At 69.0% G+C, this 23,544-nt stretch carries 24 protein-coding genes; 12 read left to right on the forward strand and 12 right to left on the reverse strand.

Annotation, left to right across the window (positions count from 1 at the left end):
* Positions 1 to 187: 187 nt before the first annotated feature.
* Genes rplI through rpsF form a run of 3 tightly spaced genes read right to left on the reverse strand, consistent with a single transcriptional unit; the run spans position 188 to position 1,486 of the window.
* On the reverse strand, positions 188 to 769 hold the full coding sequence (gene rplI, locus G5B46_RS00940) for a 50S ribosomal protein L9 (protein WP_101712928.1): 582 nt from the start codon (positions 767 to 769) through the stop codon (positions 188 to 190).
* Between the two features lie 13 nt (positions 770 to 782).
* A complete protein-coding gene (gene rpsR, locus G5B46_RS00945; protein WP_109101895.1) occupies positions 783 to 1,064 on the reverse strand; it encodes a 30S ribosomal protein S18 in 282 nt (93 codons plus the stop codon).
* A gap of 14 nt (positions 1,065 to 1,078) precedes the next feature.
* On the reverse strand, positions 1,079 to 1,486 hold the full coding sequence (gene rpsF, locus G5B46_RS00950; protein WP_165255280.1) for a 30S ribosomal protein S6: 408 nt from the start codon (positions 1,484 to 1,486) through the stop codon (positions 1,079 to 1,081).
* A 313-nt stretch (positions 1,487 to 1,799) separates the two neighbouring features.
* Here rpsF and G5B46_RS00955 point away from each other — a divergent pair, with 313 nt between their 5' ends.
* Entirely contained in the window at positions 1,800 to 2,438 is a 639-nt protein-coding gene (locus G5B46_RS00955) for a hypothetical protein (protein ID WP_346764851.1), read from the forward strand.
* A 146-nt stretch (positions 2,439 to 2,584) separates the two neighbouring features.
* Positions 2,585 to 4,744: a TonB-dependent receptor gene (locus G5B46_RS00960; RefSeq protein WP_165255283.1), complete on the forward strand. Its 2,160-nt coding sequence runs from the start codon at positions 2,585 to 2,587 to the stop codon at positions 4,742 to 4,744.
* Positions 4,745 to 4,898: 154 nt separating this feature from the next.
* On the opposite strand, the gene G5B46_RS00965 is transcribed toward G5B46_RS00960, so the two are convergent.
* A complete protein-coding gene (locus tag G5B46_RS00965; RefSeq protein WP_165255285.1) occupies positions 4,899 to 5,435 on the reverse strand; it encodes a peroxiredoxin in 537 nt (178 codons plus the stop codon).
* A 159-nt stretch (positions 5,436 to 5,594) separates the two neighbouring features.
* Between G5B46_RS00965 and fabD the strand changes: the two genes are divergently transcribed.
* The 7 genes from fabD (at position 5,595) to gmk (ending at position 11,841) form a co-directional block, all read left to right on the forward strand.
* Positions 5,595 to 6,539 carry an ACP S-malonyltransferase gene (fabD, locus tag G5B46_RS00970; protein ID WP_165255286.1) on the forward strand — a complete coding sequence of 315 codons (945 nt, stop codon included), beginning with the start codon at positions 5,595 to 5,597 and terminating at the stop codon, positions 6,537 to 6,539.
* A gap of 78 nt (positions 6,540 to 6,617) precedes the next feature.
* Positions 6,618 to 7,358 (forward strand): 3-oxoacyl-[acyl-carrier-protein] reductase, encoded by a 741-nt coding sequence (gene fabG, locus G5B46_RS00975; RefSeq protein ID WP_165255288.1) that lies wholly within the window; start codon positions 6,618 to 6,620, stop codon positions 7,356 to 7,358.
* Positions 7,359 to 7,519: 161 nt separating this feature from the next.
* A complete protein-coding gene (locus G5B46_RS00980) occupies positions 7,520 to 7,759 on the forward strand; it encodes an acyl carrier protein (RefSeq protein WP_007672577.1) in 240 nt (79 codons plus the stop codon).
* 175 nt (positions 7,760 to 7,934) lie between these two features.
* Complete coding sequence (gene fabF, locus G5B46_RS00985; RefSeq protein WP_165255290.1) at positions 7,935 to 9,215, forward strand: beta-ketoacyl-ACP synthase II; 1,281 nt, start codon at positions 7,935 to 7,937, stop codon at positions 9,213 to 9,215.
* 10 nt (positions 9,216 to 9,225) lie between these two features.
* Positions 9,226 to 10,311: an endolytic transglycosylase MltG gene (mltG, locus tag G5B46_RS00990; protein ID WP_165255291.1), complete on the forward strand. Its 1,086-nt coding sequence runs from the start codon at positions 9,226 to 9,228 to the stop codon at positions 10,309 to 10,311.
* A gap of 2 nt (positions 10,312 to 10,313) precedes the next feature.
* Positions 10,314 to 11,195 carry a YicC/YloC family endoribonuclease gene (locus tag G5B46_RS00995; protein WP_165255293.1) on the forward strand — a complete coding sequence of 294 codons (882 nt, stop codon included), beginning with the start codon at positions 10,314 to 10,316 and terminating at the stop codon, positions 11,193 to 11,195.
* On the forward strand, positions 11,185 to 11,841 hold the full coding sequence (gene gmk / locus G5B46_RS01000) for a guanylate kinase (RefSeq protein ID WP_165255294.1): 657 nt from the start codon (positions 11,185 to 11,187) through the stop codon (positions 11,839 to 11,841). Before G5B46_RS00995 ends, gmk begins: the two co-directional genes overlap by 11 nt.
* A 143-nt stretch (positions 11,842 to 11,984) precedes the next feature.
* On the opposite strand, the gene G5B46_RS01005 is transcribed toward gmk, so the two are convergent.
* From G5B46_RS01005 to lptF, 8 genes are all read right to left on the reverse strand, one after another.
* The gene (locus G5B46_RS01005) at positions 11,985 to 12,383 is read right to left on the reverse strand and encodes a response regulator (protein WP_165255296.1); all 399 of its coding nucleotides are present in this window, start codon (positions 12,381 to 12,383) and stop codon (positions 11,985 to 11,987) included.
* 19 nt (positions 12,384 to 12,402) lie between these two features.
* A complete protein-coding gene (locus tag G5B46_RS01010) occupies positions 12,403 to 12,807 on the reverse strand; it encodes a response regulator (protein ID WP_165255298.1) in 405 nt (134 codons plus the stop codon).
* A gap of 52 nt (positions 12,808 to 12,859) precedes the next feature.
* Entirely contained in the window at positions 12,860 to 13,693 is an 834-nt protein-coding gene (gene rsmA / locus G5B46_RS01015) for a 16S rRNA (adenine(1518)-N(6)/adenine(1519)-N(6))-dimethyltransferase RsmA (protein WP_165255300.1), read from the reverse strand.
* A 42-nt stretch (positions 13,694 to 13,735) separates the two neighbouring features.
* The gene (gene pdxA, locus G5B46_RS01020; RefSeq protein ID WP_165255302.1) at positions 13,736 to 14,737 is read right to left on the reverse strand and encodes a 4-hydroxythreonine-4-phosphate dehydrogenase PdxA; all 1,002 of its coding nucleotides are present in this window, start codon (positions 14,735 to 14,737) and stop codon (positions 13,736 to 13,738) included.
* A complete protein-coding gene (locus G5B46_RS01025) occupies positions 14,734 to 16,074 on the reverse strand; it encodes a peptidylprolyl isomerase (RefSeq protein ID WP_165255304.1) in 1,341 nt (446 codons plus the stop codon). Before G5B46_RS01025 ends, pdxA begins: the two co-directional genes overlap by 4 nt.
* 157 nt (positions 16,075 to 16,231) lie before the next feature.
* Positions 16,232 to 18,643: an LPS-assembly protein LptD gene (locus G5B46_RS01030; RefSeq protein WP_240903282.1), complete on the reverse strand. Its 2,412-nt coding sequence runs from the start codon at positions 18,641 to 18,643 to the stop codon at positions 16,232 to 16,234.
* 28 nt (positions 18,644 to 18,671) lie between these two features.
* A complete protein-coding gene (gene lptG / locus G5B46_RS01035) occupies positions 18,672 to 19,778 on the reverse strand; it encodes an LPS export ABC transporter permease LptG (RefSeq protein WP_165255307.1) in 1,107 nt (368 codons plus the stop codon).
* Positions 19,775 to 20,911 (reverse strand): LPS export ABC transporter permease LptF, encoded by a 1,137-nt coding sequence (gene lptF / locus G5B46_RS01040; protein ID WP_165255309.1) that lies wholly within the window; start codon positions 20,909 to 20,911, stop codon positions 19,775 to 19,777. The genes lptG and lptF overlap by 4 nt, the downstream gene beginning before the upstream one ends.
* Positions 20,912 to 21,160: 249 nt before the next feature.
* Here lptF and G5B46_RS01045 point away from each other — a divergent pair, with 249 nt between their 5' ends.
* From G5B46_RS01045 to G5B46_RS01055, 3 genes are read left to right on the forward strand one after another with little or no spacing between them, the layout of a single operon-like run.
* Positions 21,161 to 22,642, forward strand: a complete 1,482-nt coding sequence (locus G5B46_RS01045; RefSeq protein WP_165255311.1) for a leucyl aminopeptidase — start codon at positions 21,161 to 21,163, stop codon at positions 22,640 to 22,642.
* 8 nt (positions 22,643 to 22,650) lie between these two features.
* Positions 22,651 to 23,109 carry a DNA polymerase III subunit chi gene (locus tag G5B46_RS01050; RefSeq protein ID WP_165255313.1) on the forward strand — a complete coding sequence of 153 codons (459 nt, stop codon included), beginning with the start codon at positions 22,651 to 22,653 and terminating at the stop codon, positions 23,107 to 23,109.
* Positions 23,106 to 23,444 (forward strand): peptidase inhibitor I78, encoded by a 339-nt coding sequence (locus G5B46_RS01055; protein WP_165255315.1) that lies wholly within the window; start codon positions 23,106 to 23,108, stop codon positions 23,442 to 23,444. The genes G5B46_RS01050 and G5B46_RS01055 overlap by 4 nt, the downstream gene beginning before the upstream one ends.
* The last annotated feature ends 100 nt before the right edge of the window (positions 23,445 to 23,544 follow it).

A 23,544-nucleotide genomic window follows, 5' to 3' on the forward strand; every position in this document is an offset into this window, starting at 1 on the left:
ATCCCCTCGAAACGCTGTCGGTCGGGGGCGCTTTCGCGTCTCGTTCTGGCCGACAGGCGGTTAGACAGGCTCAACCTGCGCGAACGCCGCTTTTTGTACAATCTGAGCAATTCTAGGTTTCGGCGCAGAAAAAAACGGCGCGGATTGCTCCGCGCCGTTCTCATTCGTCTGCGAAGGTCCTGAAAAATCAGGCTTCGTAGTCGCCTTCTTGCGCACCGGCGCCGCCTTCCAGGAGGTCCTGGGCGGCTTCGGCGTCGGCCAGACGCTCTTCCTCGAACTGCGAGGCGATGACGTTTTCGCCGCGCGCTTGGCGCTCGGCTTCGTCGGCGCTGCGCGCGATGTTGAGGGTGACCGTGACGGTCACTTCAGCGTGCAGCTTCACCTTCACTTCGTGGACGCCGAGCGTCTTGATCGGCTTGTCCAGCACGATCATCGAGCGGTCGACCTTGCCGCCTTCGGCCTTGATGGCGTCGGCGACGTCGCGGCCCGCGACCGAACCGTACAGCTGGCCGCTTTCGCCAGCCTGACGGATCAGGACGTACTGCGTGCCGTCCAGCGACTCACCGGACTTGCCGGCGGCTTCGCGGTTGCGCAGGTTGCGGGCTTCGATCTCGGCGCGTTGCGCCTCGAAGGCCTTCAGGTTGTTCGAGTTGGCGCGGAGAGCCTTGTTGCGCGGCAGCAGGAAGTTACGGGCGAAGCCGTCCTTCACCGTCACCACGTCGCCCAGGACGCCCTTGCCTTCGACTCGTTCGAGCAGGATCACTTTCATCGTGGCGTCTCCCTTACTTCACGACGTAGGGGAGCAGAGCCAGGAAGCGGGCGCGCTTGATGGCCTTGGCCAGTTCGCGTTGCTTCTTGGCCGACACCGCGGTGATGCGCGACGGAACGATCTTGCCGCGCTCGGAAACGTAACGCTGCAGCAGCTTCACGTCCTTGTAGTCGATCTTCGGAGCGTTGGCGCCCGAGAACGGGCAAACCTTGCGGCGACGGAAGAACGGACGGCGGGCGCCGCCAGCGGCGGCGGCGGCCGGAGCCGCGGCTTCGGGAGCAGTCGTATCGGTCATGATCTATTTCTCCCTTACGCTTGCGGGGCGAAGTCTTCGCGCGGACGCTCGGAACGCTCAGGGCGGTCCGAACGCTCGGGGCGATCGCTGCGCTCACGGTCGCGACGGGCCAGAACCGGCGACAGTTCCAGGTCCAGCTCTTCCACGCGGATGGTCATGAAACGCAGCACGTCTTCGTTGATCGACAGCTGACGTTCCATTTCCTTCACCGCCGGCGCCGGGGCGTCGATGGCGAGCAGGGAATAGTGGCCCTTGCGGTTCTTCTTGATGCGGTAGGTGAGGTTACGCAGACCCCAGTATTCGATCTTGGCGATGTGACCACCACCTTCTTCGATCAGGGTCTTGATTTGCTCGTTGAGAGCTTCGGCCTGTTGCGGCGAGATGTCCTGCCGCGCGATGACCACGTGTTCGTAGAACGCCATGTTTTCCTTCTTCCGTTATGGAAAGCGGCGCGGGCGGCGGCGGAAGTCCGACGACCACGATGGATCCTGTGCGACGAGCGGGAAAATCCCGGCCCCGTGAGGGGTTCGCTCAAGACCGCCTTCCGTGAGAACGCGCGCTACTACAGGAAACCTGGCGCGGAAGCAAGGCTGGCCTTGGCCCGGCGGCGGGCAGGGCGGCGCCCGCCTCGTGTGCGAAACCGGAAAAAGGCGCGTCCGCAGTCGCTTTCGGGGCCGAAGGCAGCTTGCCGTTAATACCTAGGGTGGTTAGGGAAGGGGCATGCGGGGTGCAACCGTGAAAAGCCTGATCCTGGGCGGCGCGTTCGCGCTGTCGATGACGGCTGCCCCGGTGCTGGCCCAGGCGATCAAGAAGCCGGACCTGTCGGTGTCGTCCAACGACGGCCGCTTCACGGGCTATTCGGCCGCCCTGCCGCTCGACCTGTCCTCCGACGCCGAAAGCACCACCTTCGTTGCCAAGGTCGCCGGCAGCCTCGAGCAACCCACCTACGACTTCAACCTGAACATGACGGCCAAGGCCGAAGAGGGGCCCAGCCCCCGGGCCCTGGCGCTGGGCGCCTCGCTGAACAAGCGCGAGGCGGGCGTGCGCTCGTCGCTGTCGCGGCTGTTCGGGTTCGGCGACCTGCCCAAGTCCAACTATGTCAGCGTGTCGGTCGATATGAACGCCACGCGCTCGATGATCCTGCCGGCGTCGGTTCCGATCGCCCGCGCCAACGTGCGCTCGGCCCTGACTCTCGACGGCCGCCAGATCGCCTCTATCGGCCTGGGCGGCGGCACCATGGGCGACGAGGGCGTCGATTTCAGCCTGATCCGCCCGTTCGACATCCCGGCCGAGTTCTCGGTCAGCGTCCGCGCCGAGGACGAGCGCGTCCAGGACGGCCGCTTCATGGTCAAGCTGGTCAAGACCAACTGGTGACCGCCGGCGCAGTCGCGCCGCTTTCCCGGCAATTCGCCTGGCCCTTCCCGAAAGCCTGTCCGACCTGCGGGCGCCGGCGAGGGCGGGTTTGCGCCCGCACGCAGGGCTTTCCCTCCTGATCGCTCCACCAGAGGGGGAGCGGATACATGCAGAAGTCGGTTCTATGGGGCGTCTCGGCCCTGGCCATGCTGGCCGGCGGGGCGCCGGCCCTGGCGCAGGAGGCGCCGGTCGCGGTCGAGGATCTGGTCGTCACCGCCCAGCGACGCGAGCAGAAGCTGCAGGACGCGCCGGTCGCGGTCAGCGCGTTTGGCGCCAAGGCGCTGGACCAGCTGCAGATCACCAGGGCCGAGACCCTGGGGGCCGCCGTGCCCAGCCTCTACGTCTCGCAGATCAGCGCCTCGCCTTCGACGGTGCAGGTGGCCCTGCGCGGCGCGCTCGACCAGACCGGCGGCATGATCACCTCGGAGCCGCCGGTCGGCATCTATGTCGACGACGTCTACCAGGCCCGGCTGTCGGTCGCGAACCTGGATCTCGCCGACGTCGTGCGGGTGGAGGTGCTGCGCGGGCCCCAGGGCACGCTCTACGGCCGCAACTCGATGACCGGCGCGCTGAAGTACGTCACCCGCCAGCCCGACGGGACGCCCGGCGGCTTCGCCGAGGCCTCTTGGGGCGACTATGGCCTGCAGCGCTATCGCGCCGGCGCCGGCGGCAAGGTCGCCGACCATGTCGGGGCCACGGTCTCGGCCCTGTTCTCCGACCGTGACGGCTGGCAGCAGAACACCGCCCTCAAGCGCCGCGTGGGCGAGCGCCGCGACGCCGGCGCCCGCTTCTCGCTCGGCCTGATCGACACCGGCCCGCTCAGCGCGACCTTCTCGGCCGCCTACGCCCGCACCGACACCGACGGCCAGCACTTCTCGCCACTCGACCCCGTGACGCTGGCGCCGCTGGCCGGCGGCGAGTTCGGCTCGACCCGCTCGCCGCTGAACACCGACACCAAGACCGAGCAGAAGAGCCTGGCCCTGCACCTGGGCTACGACCTTTCCGGGATCCAGCTGAAGTCGATCACCGCCTACCAGCGCCTGGACGACCGCTGGACGCTGGACTTCTCGGGCGGGCTGGTGGCCGGTTCGGGCCTTGTCGCCGGCTTCCTGCGCGGCAGCGACACCGGCCAGGAGCAGGCCAGCCAGGAGTTCCAGGCGCTGGGCGAGGCCTTCGAGGGCCGCCTGCAATGGATCGGCGGCTTGTTCTGGTTCAAGGAGACCGGATCCCAGGTGCTGTCAGACACCATCGGCTCGGGCATCTACGGTCCGTTCCCCGTGCCGCTGCTGCCGACGACGATCCACGCGACCTCGGAAAGCATCGCCGCCTACGGCCAGATGGAATGGCGCTTCACCGAGCGTCTGAAGGGCTCGGCCGGTCTGCGCTGGACCAAGGACGAAAAGACCATCGCCGGCACGATCCAGGACGGCCTGGCGGCCTATCCGGCCAGCCTGACCAGCCGATCGAACGCCGGCGAGTGGAAGGTCTGGACCCCGAAGGTCAATCTTCAGTACCAGGCCAGCGACGACGTCATGGTCTACGGCACGATCGCACGCGGCTACCGGGCCGGCGGCTTCGTGGCGCTGTCGATCGCCGATCCGTCGATCTTCACCAAGGCCTATGACCCCGAGTTCGCCTGGTCCTACGAGGCCGGCGCCAAGATCGAGGCCTTCGACCGCCGCGCCCGGCTGAACCTGGCGGCCTATGTCCAGCAGCTGAAGGACCTGCAGCAGAACGTCATCAGCAACGGCTCGATCCTGACCCAGAACGCCGCCGAGGCCCGCATCGCCGGGCTCGAGGTCGAGGCCGCCGCCACGCCGGTGAAGGGACTGGATCTCTTCGCCTCGCTGGCCCTGACCGACGCCGAGTACGAGAAGCTGGATCCCTCCACCGCCGCGGCTCAGGCCGGCGCGAAGACCCTGCCGCTGGTTTCCAAGGTGCAGGCCCAGGTCGGCGGTTCCTGGCGCATCGAGCCGGAGATGCTGAAGGGCGGAGCGATCATCGTCTCGGCCGACTACAGCCATCGCGGCCCGCGCTACGCCGAGGCGACCAACGCGCAGACCGGCCGCATCGGTTCGGTCGATCGGGTCAATGCGAGCATCGCCTGGGAATCGCCCTCGGCGGCATGGCGGGTGTTCGTGCAGGGCCGCAACGTCTTCGATGCGGAGGACTACGTCTCCGGCGCCGTCTTCATCCCCGGCCTGATCGTCTATCGCCTGGCCGACGAACCGGCGATGTGGAGCGCCGGTGTAAAGGTGAAGTTCTAGGAGGGAGGCTCGGGAGGCTCAATAAGGCCTGTCATCCCGGCCGGAGGACCGCGTCAGCGGTCCGCAGAGCCGGGATCCTCCACGCCAGACGGATCAACCGTGGGAGATCCCGGCGCTCCGCTGCGCTGCGGCCGGGATGACAAGCAGCAGGAGCCTACTTCTTCTTGTAGGCCTTCACCGCGTCCATGGTCTTGGTCACGTGGCCGGCGAAGTTGCCGTCGGTGTAGGCCATCAGGACCTTGCCGTTCGGGGCGATGACGTACGAGGTGCGGTTCGACCATTCGGGGCGCTTGTCCAGCACCACGTCGTAGGTCTTGATCAGCTCGGGCGTGGCGGCCGCCACCGCGAACTTGTCGCGGCAGTGCTCCTTGGAGAAGTCCTTGATGCGGTCGACATTGCCGGCCGTGACGCCGATCACGGTCGCGCCCAGCTTCTGGAACTCGGGCGTGGCCTCGGCGAACTCGTGGGCCTCGGCCGTGCAGCCGGCGGTGTAGGCGGCGGGGAAGAAGTACAGCACCACGGGGCCCTTCTTGAGGGCCTTGCTGAGCTTGAACTCGAAGTCCTTGCCGGCCAGGGCGCCGGGGGCGGTGAAGTCGGGCGCCTTGTCGCCCGGCTTCAGGGCCGCGAGAGCCGGCGAGGCGGCGGCAAGGCCCAGGGCGAGCAGGCTGGCGGCGAGGGCGGGGCGGTTCATCTTGGCGACTCCGGGGCCTTGGATGCGGCGTGGCCAGCAATGTGGACGTGCCCCAACGGAAAGCAAGTATCGGCAAAACAGCGGTCCGGCTTGCCCAGTCCCCGGCTTTCCCCTAACCCTCCGCGCCCAAGACATTGAATCTTAGAGGAGCGGGCCGTCATGAGCATCGCCTTCATCTTCCCGGGGCAAGGCAGCCAATCGGTCGGCATGGGCGTCGAGCTGGCGGAGGCCTTCGCCTCTGCTCGCGAGGTGTTCCAGGAGGTCGACGACGCCCTGGGCCAGAAGCTCTCCCTGCTGATGCGCGAAGGTCCCGAGGGCGACCTGACCCTGACCGAAAACGCCCAGCCGGCCCTGATGGCCGTCAGCCTGGCCGTCACCCGCACGCTTGAAAAAGAGTTCGGGGTGGGCGTCGACCGCGCCGCGTTCGTGGCCGGTCACAGCCTTGGCGAGTACTCGGCCCTGGCCGCCGCCGGCGCCATCAGCCTGGCCGACACCGCGCGCCTCCTGAAGCTGCGCGGCCAGGCCATGCAGCGCGCCGTGCCGGTGGGCGAGGGCGCCATGGCCTCGCTGATCGGTCCCAAGACCGACATCGCCCTGGCCGAAGCCGCCGCCGCCGCCGGATCGGAAGTCGGCGTCTGCGTCGTGGCCAACGACAACAACAACGGCAACGTCGTGATCTCCGGCGCCAAGGCCGCGGTCGACAAGGCCATCGAGAAGGCCAAGGAACTGGGCGCCCGCGCCATTCCGCTGAACGTCTCGGCGCCCTTCCACTGCCCGCTGATGCAGCCGGCCGCCGACGAGATGGCCGCCGCCCTGGCCAGCGCCACGATCCTGGCCCCGCGCGCGCCGCTGGTCGCCAACGTCACCGCCGCCCCGGTCCACGACCCGGACGTCATCCGCAAGCTGCTGGTCGAGCAGGTCACCGGCCGCGTGCGCTGGCGCGAGAGCATGACCTGGCTGGCCGGCGAGGGCGGCGTCACCCGCTTCGCCGAGGCCGGCGCCGGCAAGGTGCTGTCGGGCATGGCCAAGCGCATCGCTCCGGACGCCGAGGCGACCCCGCTGAACAGCCCGGCCGACCTGGAAGCCTTCGCCAAGTCGCTCTGATCCCTTCGTGCTCCTCGTCCCGGGCTTGCCCGAGGGCGAGGATCTCGCTTCATCCTTCCTCCGAACGGAGAACCTTCAATGTTTGATCTGACGGGCAAGACCGCCCTGGTCACCGGCGCCACCGGCGGCATCGGCGGCGCCATCGCCCGCGCCCTGCACGGCCAGGGCGCCCATGTCGTGCTCTCGGGCACCCGCGAATCGGCGCTGACCGAGCTGAAGAACGAGCTGGGCGAGCGCGCCTCGTTCGTCGTGGCGAATCTGTCGGACGCCGACGCCGTCGACGGCCTGGTCGCCAAGGCCGAGGAAGCCGCCGGCGCCCCGCTCGACATCGTCATCGCCAACGCCGGCATCACCCGTGACGGCCTGATCGTGCGGATGAAGGACGAAGACTGGGACACCGTCATCAAGGTGAACCTGGAAGGCTACTTCCGCCTCGCCCGCGCCGCCGCCAAGGGCATGATGAAGCGCCGCGCCGGCCGCATCATCGGCATCACCTCGATCGTGGGCGTCACCGGCAACCCCGGCCAGACCAACTACGCGGCCTCCAAGGCCGGAATGATCGGGTTTTCCAAGGCCTTGGCCCAGGAACTGGCCAGCCGCGGCGTGACCGTCAACTGCGTCGCCCCCGGCTTCATCGCCAGCCCGATGACCGACGCCCTGAACGACGCCCAGAAGGCCGGCATCCTGTCGACCATTCCGGCCGGAAAGCTGGGCGAGGGGAGCGATATCGCCGCGGCCTGCGTTTACCTGGCCAGCGATCAGGGCGGTTACGTCACCGGTCAGACCTTGCACGTCAACGGCGGCATGGCCATGATCTAGGCGAACGCCGCCTTGGTCCACAATGGCCATGCTTCTTGGCGGCTGACCCGCTGGTCACCCGAAAAGGAACGTGATAGGCGGTGACCCGACATCTCACGGACGGTGAAACAGATTTCATACCGTCCGGGGGTAAACAGATTTCAAAACGAGGGACTAACAGAATGTCCGACATTCTCGAGCGCGTGCGTAAGATCGTCATCGAACACCTGGATGCCGATCCCGAGAAGGTCACCGAGAAGGCCAGCTTCATCGACGACCTGGGCGCCGACAGCCTCGACAACGTCGAGCTCGTGATGGCGTTCGAAGAAGAATTCGACATCGAAATTCCGGACGACGCCGCCGAGCACATCCAGACGGTTGGCGACGCCGTGAAGTTCATCACGGAAAAGACCGGCGCCTAAGGGCGTCGGGTTCGTACCCTTACGGGCGAACAAGACTATCAGCCGCCGCGCAGCACGGGCTATTGCCATCGTGCGCGCGGCGGTTTTCGTATGTGGCCAAGATTCGCGCCGCAACCTGACTTAGGGCTTTCGCCTTTCGTCTGGGCCGGCGCGTCGGAAGGTTTGGGAGCAATCCATGCGTAGAGTCGTCGTCACCGGGCTGGGCCTGCTGACTCCTCTGGGCCAGGGCGTCGAAGTGTCCTGGAAGAACATCGTGGCCGGCAAGTCCGGCGCGGGCCGCATCACCGCTTTCGACCCGACCGACTATGCCTGTCAGGTCGCGTGCGAAGTGCCGCGCGTCGATGGTCGCGGCGGCGGCGGTCCGGACGTCGAGGGTTCGTTCGACCCTGACCAGACCATGAGCCCGCGCGACCAGAAGCGCGTGGACGACTTCATCCTGTACGGCATCGCCGCCGCTGATGAAGCCGTGAAGGATTCGGGCTGGGTTCCGGAGACCGACGAGCAGAAGTGGCGCACGGGCGTCATCCTGGGCTCGGGCATCGGCGGCCTGTCGACCATCGCCGACACCGCGCTGGAACTGGAAGCCAAGGGCCCGCGCCGCGTCAGCCCGTTCTTCATCTCCTCGGCCCTGATCAACCTGATCTCGGGCCAGGTCTCGATCAAGTACGGCTTCAAGGGCCCCAACCACGCCGTGGTCACGGCCTGCGCCACCGGCGCCCACGCCATTGGCGACGCCGCGCGCCTGATCAAGTACGGCGACGCCGACGTGATGATCGCCGGCGGCGCCGAAGCGGCCGTCTGCAAGCTGGGCATCGCCGGCTTCATCGCCTGCCGCGCCGTGGCCACCGACTTCAACGACACGCCCGAGAAGGCCTCGCGTCCCTACGACAAGGATCGCGGCGGCTTCGTCATGGGCGAGGGCGCCGGCGTCCTGGTGCTCGAGGAATACGAGCACGCCAAGGCCCGCGGCGCGAAGATCTACGCCGAAGTGGTCGGCTACGGCCTGTCGGGCGACGCCTATCACATCACCGCTCCGTCGGAGAACGGCGAAGGCGGCGGGCGCGCCCTGGCGGCGGCCGTCAAGGACGCAGGCCTCCAGCCCTCGGACATCGACTACATCAACGCCCACGGCACCTCGACCATGGCCGACGGCCTGGAAGCCGGCGCCGTGGCCGCGTTCCTGGGCGATCACGCCAAGAACGTGGTGATGTCGTCGACCAAGTCGATGACCGGCCACCTGCTGGGCGCGGCCGGCGCCATCGAGTCGATCTTCTCGATCCTGGCCATCCGCGACCAGATCGCCCCGCCGACCATCAACCTCGACAATCCCGACGTCGACGTGCCGATGAACCTGGCGCCCAACAAGGCCGTGCCGATGAAGATCGACGTGGCCGTGTCCAACAGCTTCGGCTTCGGCGGCACCAACGCCTCCGTCGTGTTCCGTAAAATCTCGTGAGCCAAGTCTCGTGAGCAAGCCGCCGCGTCCGCAAAAGAAGGCCTCGACGCCCAAGCGGGCGTCGAAGGCCCGCAAGCGGGAGACCGCCACCCTGGGACGTCGCCTGGCCGCCATGGCCGGCGGCGGCCTCGTGGTCGCCGCGGTCGCGGCCCTCGTCGTCGGCGGCGGGGCTGTCTGGCTCTATGGCGGGCCGGGCCCCAAGGCCAAGAACGGCGAGTACACCTCGGTGGTGCTCCGTCGCGGCGCCAGCGTCTCGGAGATCGCCGGGGCCCTGGAAGCCGGCGGGGCCATCCGCTCCTCGTCGCTGTTCCTGACCGCCGCCCAGGTCACCGGAGCGGCGCGTCGGCTGAAGGCCGGCGAGTATGAATTCCCCTCCAGCGCCTCGCTTTCCACCGTCCTGGCCATGGTCCGCGACGGCAAGGTGGTGCGCCACCAGGTCACCGTGCCCGAGGGCGTGACCTCCGAGATGGTCGTCGAGATCCTGCAGCGCTCGCCGGTGCTGGTCGGCGACGTGCCGACCCCGCCGGAAGGCGCCGTCCTGCCCGAGACCTACCAGGTCGAGCGCGGCGAGGAGCGGGCCGCCGTCCTGCAGCGGATGATGGACGACCGCGACAAGGTGCTGAACGCCCTGTGGGAGCAGCGTCAGGCCGACCTGCCGTTCCAGACCAAGGACGAGGCCGTCACCCTGGCCTCGATCGTCGAGAAGGAAACGGCCCTGGCCAGCGAGCGTCCGCGCGTCGCGGCGCTGTTCACCAATCGCCTGCGCCTGGGCATGCGTCTCGATACCGATCCGACCGTGATCTACGGCATCACCCGCGGCCGGCCGCTGGGCCGGGGCCTGCGCCGCTCGGAACTCGATGCGTTCACGCCCTACAACACCTACAAGATCACCGGCCTGCCGCCGACGCCGATCGCCAATCCGGGCCGCGAGGCCCTGGCGGCGGTGATGAACCCGCCCAAGACCGACGAGCTCTATTTCGTCGCCGACGGCACCGGCGGCCACGTCTTCGCCAGGACCTACGAAGAGCACGAGCGCAACGTCGCCCAATGGCGTCGCATCGAGCGCGAGGCCAAGGCTTCCGGAGCAGGGAACTGACCATGGCGCTGTCGGGCATGACCGGGTTCGCGCGTGTCGAGGGGGCTCTGGGCGACTGGAGCTGGGCCGTCGAGGCGCGCAGCGTCAACGGCCGCAACCTCGAGACCCGCTTCCGGGGCCCGCCGGGCCTGGAAAGCCTCGACCGCGCCGCCCGCGACGGCGCCCAGGCCCGCTTCCAGCGCGGCCAGCTGACGCTCGGCGTCCAGGCCCGCAAGGCCGAGGCCGCCGCCGCCCCGCAGGTCAATGTCGAGGTGCTGGAACGCTACCTCAAGGCCGGCAGCCCTTACGTGGCCACCGGCATGGTCGGCAAGCCCAGCCTTGACGGCCTCTTGGCCCTGCGCGGCGTCATCGAGGTTCGCGAGGACGACGAGGACCCCGAGGCCCGAGCCGCCCTCGAAGCCGCCATCGCGGCCAGCATCCACCAGGCCCTCGACGGCCTGAAGGCCGCGCGGCTGGAGGAGGGCGCTTCGCTCTCGCCGGTGCTGTCGGGCCTGGTCGACCGCATCGAGACACTCACGAGCCTGGCCGCCGCCGAGGCCGAGGGCCAGCCGGCCATCCTCAAGCAGCGCTTCGAGCGCCGCATGGCCGAACTGCTGGGCGAAAGCGCCTCGCAGGACCGCATCCTGCAGGAAGCCGCCGCCCTGGCGGTCAAGGCCGACGTCCGCGAGGAGCTCGACCGCCTGGCCGGCCACGTCGCCGCCGCGCGCACCCTGCTGGCCAGCGACGGCGCCTCTGGCCGCCGCCTGGATTTCCTCTCGCAGGAGTTCATGCGCGAGGCCAACACCCTTTGCAGCAAGTCGGCGCTGACCGCGCTGACGGCCCACGGCCTCGAGCTCAAGGCCACGATCGAACAGTTTCGCGAACAGGTTCAGAATGTCGAATAACCCGACCGAAAAGCACGGGCGCAAGCACCGCGGCCTCCTCCTGATGGTGGTGGCCCCCTCGGGCGTGGGCAAGACCTCGCTGACCCGCCGCCTGGTGGCCGACCATGGCGACCTGCATCTGTCGATCAGCGCCACAACCCGCGAGCCGCGCCCGGGCGAGCACGACGGCCGTGACTACCACTTCGTCTCCAAGGACAAGTTCAAGGAGATGATCGAGCAGAACGCCTTCTTCGAATGGGCCGAGGTCTACGGCAACTTCTACGGCAGCCCCAAGGCGCCGATCATGGAGGCGCTGGAGGGCGGCGAGAGCGTGCTGTTCGACATCGACTTCCAGGGCGCCATGAAGGTGCACGAGCAGGCCGGTCCCGACAGCGTGCTGGTCTACATCCTGCCGCCGTCCCTGGCCGAGATGAGCCGTCGTCTGCACGCCCGCAGCCAGGACAGCGAGGAAGTCATCGCCCGGCGCCTGTCGCGCGCCAAGGACGAGGTCGCCGCCTGGGAGAAGTTCGACTACGTCGTGCTCAACGACGACTTCGACAAGGCCTATGCCGACCTCGCCCACATCTACCACGCCGAACGCCAGAAGCGCTCGCGCAATCCCTGGATCGGCGATCTGGTCGGCGACCTGCTGGCCGAAGACATCTGAGCCCCGCCCTGCATTGTCATCCCGGCCGGAGGCGCGCAGCGCCGTAGAGCCGGGACCTCCCACCGTTCAACGAGTTCAGCCCTGGGAGATCCCGGCGCTCCGCTTCGCTGCGACCGGGATGACAAGCTAGAGGGATCAGTCTCTCAGTAGTGAAAGCTGCCGCTCTCGCGCGGCTGGATCAGTTCGCGGGCCCGCAGCACGATCTGCACCGGCGTGAACGGCTTCATCATGTAGGTCGTCGCGCCCGCGCTCATGGCCTCGACCACGCGGTCCAGCCGCCGCTCGCCGGTCATGATCACCACCGGCACCTCGCGACCCCAGTCGCTGACCCGCAGGCGACGCAGCACCTCGATGCCCGTTTCGCCCGGCATGCGCACGTCCAGGAAGACGATCGCCGGGTGGCGGTCCTGCACGTCGGCCAGCAGACGCTGGGCGTCCTCGGCCGTCTCGACGTCGAAGCCGCCGTCAATCAGCGCCCCGGACACGAACTCCAGCATCAGCGTGTCGTCGTCGATCACCAGGGCCAGGGGGCGGGACGTCATGGGGCACTCCGGGGACGCGTCACAGCCAGACGCGGGACTGGTTCTTGGTCGCCGCCCGAACCCGCGCCAGCAGGTCGTCGGCCGCGAAGGGCTTGAGGACATAGCCGACGGCGCCGGCCTCGGCGGCCGCCTTGACGTTCGCCCCGGCGGCCGAGGCGGTTATCATGATGGCCGGCACGGTCTTCAACCGCTTTTCCGCCCGCAGGCGGCGCAGCAGCGTCAGGCCGTTGATCTCTGGCATGGTCACGTCCAGCAGGAACAGGTGCGGCGGGCGGCGCAGGGCGGCCGCCAGCGCGTCCTCGGCGGTGTGGGCGACCTCTACCGCGAAGCCCTCCACCTCCAGCCGGAACTTGACGAACTCGGTCACCAGCGGGTCGTCGTCGACCACCAGGACGAGATGTTGCTGCGCGGTCGCGGGCTGCATGTGGTCAAGATTCCTCCACCTGCGCGCGATTGCAAGCCGTGGTCGCGGCGACCTACGCCTTCAGCAGAGCCGCGGCCAGGGCCTGGAAGCCCTCGATCGGGATCGTCTCGGCCCGGGCGTCGGGATCGATGCCGGCCGCCTCGCACAGCGCGCCGCCGCCGATGGGCTTGAGGCTGGAGCGCAGCATCTTGCGGCGTTGGCCGAAGGCGGCGGCCGTCACCCGCTCCAGGGCCGAGACCAGGGCCTTGTCCGGCGCGGGATCCAGCGGGACGAGGCGGGCCACGGCCGAGGCCACCTTGGGCGGCGGGGTGAAGGCGCGGGCCGGCAGGTCCATCACCACCTTGGCGCTGCACACGGTCTGCGACAGCACCGCCAGGCGTCCGTAGGCGTCGTCGTCCTCCCGGGCGGCGATGCGGTCGGCGACCTCCTTCTGGAACATCAGGGTCATCGACAGCGGCCGGAACGGTCCCGTCAGCCAGTTGATCAGCAGCTGGGTGCCGACGTTGTAGGGCAGGTTGGAGACCATGTGGGCCGGACCGCCTTCGGCCAGGGCCGCCATGTCGGCCCGCAGGGCGTCGCCCTCGACCAGGGTCAGGCGGCCGTCGGCGGCGTCGGCCAGCTCGCCCAGCAGCGGCAGGAAGCGGCTGTCCTTCTCGACCGCCACCACCTTGGCGCCGGTCTCCAGCAGGGCGCGGGTCAGGCCGCCGGGGCCGGGGCCCACCTCGATCACGGTGTCGCCTTCGCCCACCTCGGCCAGGCGCGCGATCTTGCGGGTGATGTTGAGGTCGAGCAGGAAGTGCTGGCCAAAGCTCTTGCGAGCCAGCAGGCCGTGGCGCTCGAGCGCCTCACGCAGCGGCGGCAGGTCGGCGAGGGAAGGGGACGTCATCGCCTCCCTCTAGAGCCAAAACCGGCGAAAGCCCAGCCGTCTCTAGGCGCTGCGCCGCGCGGCGATCTCCGCGGCCAGGCGGATGGCGGCGATCAGGCTGTCGGGACGGGCGATCCCGCGGCCGGCGATGTCGAAGCCGGTCCCGTGGTCGGGCGAGGTGCGCACGATCGGCAGGCCCAGGGTGACGTTCACGCCACCCCAGAAGTCGAGCATCTTCACCGGGATCAGGGCCTGGTCGTGATACATGCACAGCACCGCGTCGTAGGCGGCGCGGGCGTCGGCGTGGAACAGGCTGTCGGCCGGCGCCGGGCCGCGGGCGTCGACGCCGCGTTCACGCAGGGCCTCGACGGCCGGGATGATGGTCTCGATCTCCTCGCGGCCCAGCGCCCCGCCTTCGCCGGCGTGCGGGTTCAGCGCGGCCACGGCAAGGCGCGGGGCGGCGATCCCGAAGTCGCTCTTCATGGCCTGGGCGGTCACCAGGCCCGCCTCGACGATGCGCTCGACCGAAAGCGAGGCCGGAACGCTGCCCACCGACTGGTGGATGGTCACCAGGGTGGCGCGCAGGTCGCCGGCGGTCAGCATCATCACCGGGCCCCGCGCGCCCTCGTACGGGACGGGCGCGGTCAGTTCGGCGAGGAACTCGGTATGTCCGGGAAACTTGAAGCCGGCCTCGTACAGCGGCGCCTTGGCGATCGGCGCGGTGACCAGGCCCGCCACGGCGCCCGAAAGGGCTAGGCCGACGCCCGTCTCGATGCAGCGGATGATCTGGGCCGCGTGCACGCTGGAGGGCTTGCCCGCGACAACGGGCGACTGCAGCGGGATGTCGAGGACGGGCAGCGCCTCGGCGAACACCTGGGCCGCCTCGGCCGGACCGGTCACGGGGCGGACCTTTACGCCGCCGCCGGCCGCGGCCAGGCTCTGCAGGTCGCCGACGGCCATGAACACCGGGCCGCTCTCGCGGAGGGCGGCCCAGGCCTTGGCGATGATTTCGGGCCCGACGCCGGCGGGATCGCCGACGCTCAGGGCCAGGGTGTCTGTCTTCACCGGGTCTCGATGGTGGCGGAGTTGCGCAGGTCTCGCAGGTAACGTTTGGAGATCAGCGCAAGTTGCTGACCCTTAAGGCGGTTTTCGATCTGGTCGTGGCTCGGGGCGCCGCCGCCCGACTGGCGCTTGCCGCACACCGCGATCAGGTGCAGGCCGGCGTCGGTGCGGATCGGGTCCGACACCTGGCCGATGTTCAGCGTGTTGGCGGCCTGCTGGAACGAAGGGGCCAGGTCGCCGATCTCGGCTTCACCCAGGTCGCCCGCCACCACGCCAGCCACCTTGCCGGCTTCGGCTTCGAGCGTCTGGCAGCTGGTCAGCTGGGGCTTGAGGCCGGCCAGCAGGGCCGTGGCGGCCTGCACGTCGGCTTCCGGCGCGTCCTTGGGCAGGGCGACGGCCACCTGCTTGAGATCGACCAGGGTCGCCTTCGCGCCCGAGCGCTTGTCGCGCAGATAGACGATGTAGACGCCGTCCTTGACCGGGATCGGGGCCGACAGCTGGCCGGGGCGCAGTTGCTCCAGGGCCGCGTCGACTTCGGACGGCATCTCGCCGGGGCTGACCCAGCCGGCGTCGCCGCCGTTGGCCGCCGTCGAGGCGGCCGAGAACTGGCGGGCCACGGCCGCGAACGGCGCGCCCTGCTGCATCTGGGCCACCAGCTGGCGGGCGCCGTTCAGGGCCACCTCGGCGCCGCCGACGCGGATGGCGTCGATGAACACTTCGCTGACCTGGTACTGCGGCTTGCTGGCCGATTCCGCCTGGCGGCGCTGGAAGGCCTTGATCTGGTCTTCGCCGATGCGCAGGCGCGAGCCGTAGCGGCCGCTGATCCAGTTCTGCCAGCTGGTCTCGGCGCGGATCTGGGTGCGCCAGGTGTCGGCGCTGACGCCCTGGGCGGCCAGCTGGCCAAGCAGCTGCTCGGCGCTCATGCGGTTGCCCTGGGCGATGTTGGCGATCTCCTCGTCGACTTCCTTGTCGGTCGAGATGATCGTGATCTTCTGTTCCTTCTCGACGCGACGCAGTTCCTGCATCTGCACGTGCTCGTCGATCAGCGAACGAAGCGCCTCCTGCTCCAGCTGGGGCAGGTTTTCCTGGGTCGGCTGCAGGCCCGAGGTCACCATCAGCAGGCGCATGCGCTGCATCAGGTCGTAGGACGAGATGATGTCGTCGTTGACCACGGCCGCGACGCTTTCCGACAGCGGATTGGCGCGAGGCTCGGCGGCCGCCGGCGGGGCGTCGACCACGGGCGCGGCCTGACGGGCCTGGGCGGGAAGACCCGCCACGGTCAGGGCGAGGATGGACGCGGCGCTGGCCGCGAAAGTCGTCACGCTACGCGCAGACCGCATGGATAGTGTCGTTTCCTCTGGAGCCCGGCTTTGTCGGCCGGCCTCGATTTCAGCCTCAGTGGCGCGACGACCTTCCGGTAGACCGTGAGCGGCCGCGCCTCGATGCGTCACGGGGACGCGTGCGGACGCCCGCACGTCCCCCCGGACGTTGGATGTTTTAGTCGCTGTACCCTGTATCGCCCAATGTGGCGAGGGTTAGGCGCACGACGACCGAGCGGTCAGGTTGGAGCCTGAGGCCCGTCACCGTAGAGCTATAGCGGTCTTCCTGTTGGTAGATGATGTCGATGCGGATGCAATCGTCCGTATAGGCCACGCCGATGTCGCGGCGACGCCAGGTCTCGGCCACCAGGTCGAGCTGGCCGAGCGCCGTCAGGGCCCACTTCTTGGTCAGCTGCAGTTGGCCGCGGGTTTCGAAGTTTTCCTGCCGCTCGCCGTTGGAGTCGACATTGTCCTTCAGGTAGCGGAACGAGCCCTGCAGGCGCTGGGTGTAGGCGTCGACGCCGGTTTCCAGGCGATTGATCTTGGTGGTGTCGGAGTCCAGGCGCGTACGCACATAGGCGTTGATGCCGCGCACCGGCGTCACCGTGGCCGCCACGATCCAGTCGGAGGACTTCTCGCTCAGGCCCGTGCGCGAGGGCAGCAGCGGGTCGTACTCGGTGCGGAAGCTGCGGCCCACCAGGACGCTGCCGCCGCGGCCGTCGGCGGTGTTGAAGGTCGCCCGGCCGCCCACGTTCATGCGGGTGCCGCCCTCGTAGAGGTCGAAGCCCGGCGACTTGTTGGAGCGGAACAGGTTGGTTTCGTCGAATTCGAAGGCCGAGCTGTCCTCGTTGTAGAGGTAGGTCACGGCGCCATTGCGAGCGACCACCACGGGTACGCTGGAGCTGTCCGAGCCGGTGGCGATCTGCACCAGCGGCTCGAGGACGACGCTGCCGCCGCCCTTCAGGCCCTTGTAGAGCGGCAGGCTCAGGTCGACGCCGGCCACGCCCATGGTGCGCGAGTAGTTGACCGAGGCGTCGTCGCCGGCGGCCAAGGCCTCGGTCGTCAGGTAGATGCCCTTGATCTTGTAGGCGTCGGCGCGCGCCTGAGCGAACGGCTGGACGCGCAGGCCAGGCCCGACCACGGCGCTGGCGCGCCAGTCGGCCTGGACGCTGCCGCGGACGCTGTCGACGCCTTCCTGGTGCCCGTAGGCGGCGATGGTGCCGTAGTAGGGGGCTTCGCCGAACTGCGATTCCGAGCGGCTCAGCATCACGCCCGAGCCCTGCAGCCGCAGGCGGCCGAACAGCACCGGCGATTCCGGTTCCCAGCGGCCCTCGACGAGCGGCCCGATCACCGGGAAGGCGCCGCTGTTCTCGAACTTGTTGCCGATGCCGGTGTTGGCGTCGGTGCCGACCACGCGCAGGCCTTGAACCGAGACGGCCGAGATCGACAGCCAGGAACGGGCGTCCTGACGCGAGGTGTAGATCTGCGAGGTCAGGCGGCGGTCTTCGCTGGTGAACAGACCGCGCTGCTCATAGACGTCGTTGATGTCGTACTTGTCGAAGATCAGGGCGTCGGAGGCGCGCTCGGCGCTGAAGCCCCAGGTCCACTTGTCGTTGATGTCGAACGCGCCCTTGGCCAGGATGTAGCTGCGGGTTGTAGCGTCGCCGAAGCGGTTGCCCCGGTTGTCGAACTCCTTCTCGTACGTCCCGCCCATGCGCGCCTCGAGCATGCCCGAGTAGAAGCGCTTGCGGTAATTGACGTTGAGGAAGGGGTTCACCTTCGTGTTGATCTGCGGGCTGATGATCACGTCCTGGGACGGCGAGATCACCTGCAGGTAGGGCTGCTGGTAGGAGAGGCCGCGTCGCTGCGACAGGCCCACCTTCGGCGTCAGGAAGCCCGAGCTGCGCGGCGCCTGCGGGTCGGGGTGCCAGAACAGCGGCAGATACAGCAGCGGCGCGCCCCACAGGCGGATCTTGGCGCCGTGGTAGTAGACGATCTGGCGGTTCTTATCCTGCACCACCTTGTCGGCCTCGATCGACCAGGTGGGCGTCGGCTTTTCGGCGCAGACGTCGCAGGGCGTGTAGATCGCCTGGTTCAGCTCGGTGACCTGCTCGTTGCGACGGATCGCGGTCGCCGCGGCGATCTTCACGTTCTGGTCCATGCGCGTGGAGAAGTTGCGCGCGAAGCCCGCGCGCATGTCCTTGTCCAGCGTCAGGTCGTCGGCGAACTGGGCCGTGCCGTCGGCGTTGATCAGCGAAACCTTGCCATGGGCGGTCACGACGCCGGTGGTGGTGTCGTAGATCACCTCCTGGGCGCGCAGGGTGCGGCCCTGGTAGCGCACCTCGACCGAGCCGCGCGCCGTCATCTTCTTGGACGCGTCGTCGCGGATCAGCAGGTCGGATTCCAGGTAGTAGCCGTCGGCGCCCAGACCGTCGTCCGCCGCCGCCGGCGTCGCCGGAACCTGCGGAATGGTGGCGAGCGATTGCTGGGCGTGCGCGACGCCGCTGGCGCCGGCCACGGCCAGCCAGGCGACGCCGGCCATCAGCAGCTTGCGAACCGCCGCGCCCGGCGCTGGGCTTAGATCGATCATCAGGGGCCTCGATGCCGGCGTCACAGACTCAACCATCCTCGGTATAGCAAAGCAGGGTCAGCCCCGCCAAAAGCGCCGCGACGGGAGGCGTCCAGGCGGCCAGGACCGGCCCCAGGACGTCGGCCTTGCCCAGCGCGCCGCACAGTTCGTTGAAGAAGAAGAAGCCAAAGCCGAGCGCGACGCCAGAGCCCGCGAGCGCCGCAAGGCCGCCCAGGCGCATCAGGCGCAGCGAGAACGCGGCCGCCAGCACCGACATCGCCGCGAACAGCAGCGGCGTGGCCAGCATCTGCTGCAGGCGCATCTTGAAGGGCGTCGCCGAGAAGCCGGCGGCTTCCGTGCGGGCGATGGTCTCGGGCAGGCGCCAGAACGCGACGGCCTGCGGGTTCTTGAAGCGGTCGGCCGCCGTGCGCTCGTCGAGGTCCGACGGCACCGAGGCGCTTTCCGAGCGCAGGGCCCCGGCGCCGGGCGTGGCCTCGCTGACGCCCGTCAGGCGCCAGAAGCCGGGCTCCAGGCGGGCCTCGGCCGCCTCGTAGCGACGGGTGAAGACCAGGCTGCCGTCCGGCTTGACGTCGTAGACGAAGAACGAGACGCCGCGCAGGCGCACCGCGCCGTCGACGGTGTCGCGCATGCGGGCGCGGATGACGATCTGGCGCTTGTCGTCGCCCTGGCGCAGCCAGGCGCCCTTGGGGGCGTTCTTGAGATAGCCGGCCAGCAGGGCGTCGCGCTCGGTTTCGAACCGCGCGCTCATCGCCGAGGTCAGCGGGTTGAGCAGGGTGACGGTGACGATCCCCATGGCGAAGGCCGCGAAGGCCGCCGGCAGGATGAAGCGCCAGGCCGAGACGCCCGCCGCGCGCATGGCGATCAGCTCGCTGCGGCGGTTCAGGCCCACGAAGGCGCCCAGGGTGCCGAACAGGAACATGAACGGCGTCAGGGTCAGCAGGGTCGCCGGCGCCTGCAGCACCGTCAGGTACAGCAGCTGGCCAAAGCCGGCGTCTTCCGAGCGGGTGCCGACGTTGCGGGTGATGTCGACGAAGGCGATCAGCATCACCAGCGCGCCCAGCACCGCCAGGGCCGCGCCCAGCGAGGCCAGCGTCTTGCGCAGGACGTAGCGCTCGATCATTCCGGGGCCGATCACGACGCGGCTCCCAGCGGCTGCAGCCCGCTTTGGCCGATCGGCACGTAGCGCTGGACCTTCTGGCGGAAGATCTGGGCCAGGCCCCACCAGGTGGCGGCGATCGGCACGGCGTACTGCAGGATGTTCAGCCACGCCTGGTCGTCGCAGGCGGCCTGAACGCCGAAGCCCATGATCCGCACCACGGCCGCGGCCGCGCCGACGGCGGCGATCCGCTTGCCATAGCCCATGCGGCTGAACGAGCCGCCGATCACGGCCGCCAGGGCCATGGCCATCATGGCGATGTTGTAGAGCGGGCTGGCCAGGCGCGAATGGCCCTCGGCCAGCATCTTCACGCGGTTGTGCTGCTCCCAGTCCTGGGTCAGGTCGGGGAAGAACAGCTCGTGCGGATAGCGGTCGGCGATCTTGTAGTGCAGCAGCTCGTCGCTCTGGAACAGCGTCGACAGGTCGAAGACGTATTCCTCGAACGACAGGTAGTTCAGCACGCCCGCGCTGGAGAACTCCTGGTTGGAGCCCTTGCGCATGATCAGCACCGGCAGGTCGTTGCGCTTGGCGATCACGCCCTCGCGCGCCGTGTAGGTGACCGAGCCGCCGTTGGGCTTTTCCTGGTGGATGAACAGGTTCTTGATCAGGTTGTCGCGGTCGATGGTCTGGGCGTAGACCGTCAGGCCGGGTCCGGGCTCGGTGAACTCGCCGGGCCGCACCAGGGTCGAGGCCAGGTCGGTCTTCATGTCGAAGGCCGTCTCGCGGATCAGGCGGGCCGACCACGGCTGGGCCCAGAGACCCAGCGCCAGCGAGATCAGGGCGGCGAACACCGACAGCCGGATGGCCGGCGAGATCACCCGCCAGCGACTCATGCCGCCGGCGAAGCAGACGACGATCTCCTGCTCGGTATGCAGACGGTTCAGCGCCACCAGGGCGGCCACGAACAGCGCCACCGGCATGATGATGTTCAGCAGCTGCGGCAGGGCCAGCAGGATCATCTTGGCGAAGATCAGCGCCGTCTGGCGTTGTTCGACCAGGATGTCGAATTCCGACAGGCTGCGGGCCAGCAGCGCCAGCGCCGCCAGGGCCGCGGTGGCCAGGATGGTCGGCCCGACCAGCTGTCGGAAGAGATAGCGTTCGATCAGGCGCATGCAGGGGGTGGTTTCGGGGGCTTCACGGATTCGCGCGGCGAACCCCGGCGTTGGCGTGTTCTACACGTCTGGCTCGGCTTGGCACAACCGAAGACATCATGTGGGACGGCGTGACGGGGCTGTGAACGGCGACGGTCTTTTCCCAAGGTTCGGCATGGACTATGCCGGGCGTTCACGTCCTGTCGCGTCGGATCGCGGCCTTCTTGAGGCCGCGCCGCGATCGGACCTTCCGCTTCCCAGGAGCGCTCCATGCGTATCGAGTTCGTCCCCGCCGACAGCCAGGCCGGCGCCACCGCCGCTCTCGCGGTTCTCGCCTACGAGGCGGCGGCCCTTTCGCCCGAAGCCAAGGCCGTCAACGACGCCGCCGGCGGCGCGATCGCCCGCGCCGCGGCCGGCGGCCGCTTCATCGGCGCCAAGGGCCAGGTCCTCGACATCGTCGCCCCGGCCGGCCTCGACGCCGCCCGCGTGGTGGTGATCGGCGTCGATGGTTCCGGCGTCGTCGAGCCCGAGACGGTCGAGATCGCCGCCGCCCACGCCTACAACGCGGTGAAGACCTCGGGCGTGACCGAGCTGCTGCTCAAGCTCGGCGGCGACGCCGAGACCGCCGCCCGCGTCGCCTTCGGCGCCAAGCTGGCCGCCTACCGCTTCGACAAGTATCGCACCACCGAGAAGGCCGAGAAGAAGCCCTCGGTCGCCACGATCAAGGTCGCCGCCGCCGATCCGGCCAAGGCCCAGAAGGCGTTCGACGCGCTGGAGCCGATCGCCGACGCCATCCTGTTCAGCCGCGACCTCGTCTCCGAACCGGCCAACATCCTGCACCCGGAAGAGTTCGCCGCCCGCGTGAAGGGTCTGGAGAACCTGGGCCTGGAAGTCGAGATCCTCGGCGAGAAGGAAATGGCCGCGCTGGGCATGGGCAGCCTGCTGGGCGTCGGCCAGGGCAGCGTCCGTGAAAGCCAGCTGGTCGTGGCCAAGTGGTACGGCGCGGCCGACAAGTCGGCCCAGCCGATCGCCTTCGTCGGCAAGGGCGTCTGCTTCGACACCGGCGGCATCTCGATCAAGCCCGCCGAGGGCATGGAAGACATGAAGTGGGACATGGGCGGCGCGGCCGCCGTGGCCGGCGTCATGCACGCCCTGGCCGGCCGCAAGGCCAAGGTCAACGCCATCGGCGTGCTGGGCCTCGTCGAGAACATGCCCGACGGCAACGCCCAGCGCCCCGGCGACGTCGTCACCTCGATGTCGGGCCAGACCATCGAGGTCATCAACACCGACGCCGAAGGCCGCCTCGTGCTGGCCGACGCCCTCTGGTACACGCAGGACCGCTTCAAGCCGAAGTTCATGATCGATCTGGCCACCCTGACCGGCGCGATCATCATCTCGCTGGGCAACGACTATGCGGGCCTGTTCAGCAACAACGACGGCCTGTCCGACAAGCTGCTGGCCGCCGGCAAGGCCGAGCGCGAGCCGCTGTGGCGCCTGCCGCTGCCGGCCTCGTACGAGAAGCAGATCGAAAGCCCGATCGCCGACATGAAGAACATCGGCGGCCGTCCGGCGGGCTCGATCACGGCGGGCCTGTTCCTGCAGCGCTTCGTCAACGGCGTGCCGTGGGCTCACCTCGACATCGCCTCGACCGCCTGGCGCAAGGGCTCGTCCGATCCGACCGTGCCGGACGGCGCCGTGGGCTTCGGCGTGCGCCTGCTCAACCGCCTCGTCGCCGACGCCTACGAGGGCTGAGCCCGCTTATGTCGGCCGCGCCCTGCGAAATCTGGTTCTACCACCTGGAGCGAAGCAGCGCCGAGCAGGTGCTGCCCGAGCTTCTGGAGAAGACCCTGGGGCGCGGCTGGAAGGCCCTGGTCAGGGGAGGGGATCCGGCGCGCCTCAACGCGCTGGACGCCCACCTCTGGACCTTCCGGGACGACAGCTTCCTGCCGCACGGCCTGGCCGAGGAGCCGCTGGCCGAGCGCCAGCCGGTGCTGCTGAGCACCGCGCTGGACAACCCGAACGGCGGCGATGCGTTGTTCCTGCTCGACGGCGCCGAGCCGGGGGATCTCAGCGATTTTGCGCGCTGCATCCTGCTGTTCGACGGCCGTGACGAAGAGGCCCTGCGGCTGGCGCGGGGTCGTTGGAAGGCGTTCAAGGCCGCCGGCCACCCGGTGTCCTACTGGCAGCAGGCCGAACGCGGATGGGAGAAGAAGGCATGAAGCGGCTCCTGATGGTTCTGGGTGCGACCATGGTCCTGGCGGCCTGCTCGACCAGCACGCCCGAACCCGCGCCGCCGCCGCCGCCCGAAACCCCGGTGGCCCCGCCGGCCATCGCCCTGCCCAAGCCGCCCGAACCTGAAAAGGACCAGTGCGGTCTCAAGGACGCGCAAGCGTTCGTCGGCAAGAACCGCACCGAGCTTCCGGCGCCGGTCGATCCCTCCCGCTGGCGCGTGGCCTGCACCACCTGCCCGGTGACCATGGACTACCGCGCCGACCGCCTGAACATCCTGTTCAACCCCGATACGGGCGTCGTGCAGCAGGTGAAGTGCGGCTGAGGGCTTCGCTCTAACCCCATCGTCATCCCGGAAAGCGCGGAGCGCTTATCCGGGACCCAGGGGGACTGGGCTCGGCGATAAGGTTTGCGGCGGTCGTCGC

Origin of the sequence: Caulobacter sp. 602-2, assembly GCF_011043625.1 — a bacterium.
In the GTDB taxonomy this organism is placed as follows: domain Bacteria; phylum Pseudomonadota; class Alphaproteobacteria; order Caulobacterales; family Caulobacteraceae; genus Caulobacter.

Excerpts from the sequence above, each read along its gene's own strand:
- rplI (WP_101712928.1), bottom strand. The coding sequence starts at position 769 with ATGAAAGTGATCCTGCTCGAACGAGTCGAAGGCAAGGGCGTCCTGGGC.
- rpsR (WP_109101895.1), bottom strand. The coding sequence starts at position 1,064 with ATGACCGATACGACTGCTCCCGAAGCCGCGGCTCCGGCCGCCGCCGCC.
- rpsF (WP_165255280.1), bottom strand. The coding sequence starts at position 1,486 with ATGGCGTTCTACGAACACGTGGTCATCGCGCGGCAGGACATCTCGCCG.
- G5B46_RS00960 (WP_165255283.1), top strand. The coding sequence starts at position 2,585 with ATGCAGAAGTCGGTTCTATGGGGCGTCTCGGCCCTGGCCATGCTGGCC.
- G5B46_RS00965 (WP_165255285.1), bottom strand. The coding sequence starts at position 5,435 with ATGAACCGCCCCGCCCTCGCCGCCAGCCTGCTCGCCCTGGGCCTTGCC.
- fabD (WP_165255286.1), top strand. The coding sequence starts at position 5,595 with ATGAGCATCGCCTTCATCTTCCCGGGGCAAGGCAGCCAATCGGTCGGC.
- fabG (WP_165255288.1), top strand. The coding sequence starts at position 6,618 with ATGTTTGATCTGACGGGCAAGACCGCCCTGGTCACCGGCGCCACCGGC.
- G5B46_RS00980 (WP_007672577.1), top strand. The coding sequence starts at position 7,520 with ATGTCCGACATTCTCGAGCGCGTGCGTAAGATCGTCATCGAACACCTG.
- fabF (WP_165255290.1), top strand. The coding sequence starts at position 7,935 with ATGCGTAGAGTCGTCGTCACCGGGCTGGGCCTGCTGACTCCTCTGGGC.
- G5B46_RS00995 (WP_165255293.1), top strand. The coding sequence starts at position 10,314 with ATGGCGCTGTCGGGCATGACCGGGTTCGCGCGTGTCGAGGGGGCTCTG.
- gmk (WP_165255294.1), top strand. The coding sequence starts at position 11,185 with ATGTCGAATAACCCGACCGAAAAGCACGGGCGCAAGCACCGCGGCCTC.
- G5B46_RS01005 (WP_165255296.1), bottom strand. The coding sequence starts at position 12,383 with ATGACGTCCCGCCCCCTGGCCCTGGTGATCGACGACGACACGCTGATG.
- G5B46_RS01010 (WP_165255298.1), bottom strand. The coding sequence starts at position 12,807 with ATGCAGCCCGCGACCGCGCAGCAACATCTCGTCCTGGTGGTCGACGAC.
- rsmA (WP_165255300.1), bottom strand. The coding sequence starts at position 13,693 with ATGACGTCCCCTTCCCTCGCCGACCTGCCGCCGCTGCGTGAGGCGCTC.
- G5B46_RS01025 (WP_165255304.1), bottom strand. The coding sequence starts at position 16,074 with ATGCGGTCTGCGCGTAGCGTGACGACTTTCGCGGCCAGCGCCGCGTCC.
- G5B46_RS01030 (WP_240903282.1), bottom strand. The coding sequence starts at position 18,643 with ATGATCGATCTAAGCCCAGCGCCGGGCGCGGCGGTTCGCAAGCTGCTG.
- lptF (WP_165255309.1), bottom strand. The coding sequence starts at position 20,911 with ATGCGCCTGATCGAACGCTATCTCTTCCGACAGCTGGTCGGGCCGACC.
- G5B46_RS01045 (WP_165255311.1), top strand. The coding sequence starts at position 21,161 with ATGCGTATCGAGTTCGTCCCCGCCGACAGCCAGGCCGGCGCCACCGCC.
- G5B46_RS01050 (WP_165255313.1), top strand. The coding sequence starts at position 22,651 with ATGTCGGCCGCGCCCTGCGAAATCTGGTTCTACCACCTGGAGCGAAGC.
- G5B46_RS01055 (WP_165255315.1), top strand. The coding sequence starts at position 23,106 with ATGAAGCGGCTCCTGATGGTTCTGGGTGCGACCATGGTCCTGGCGGCC.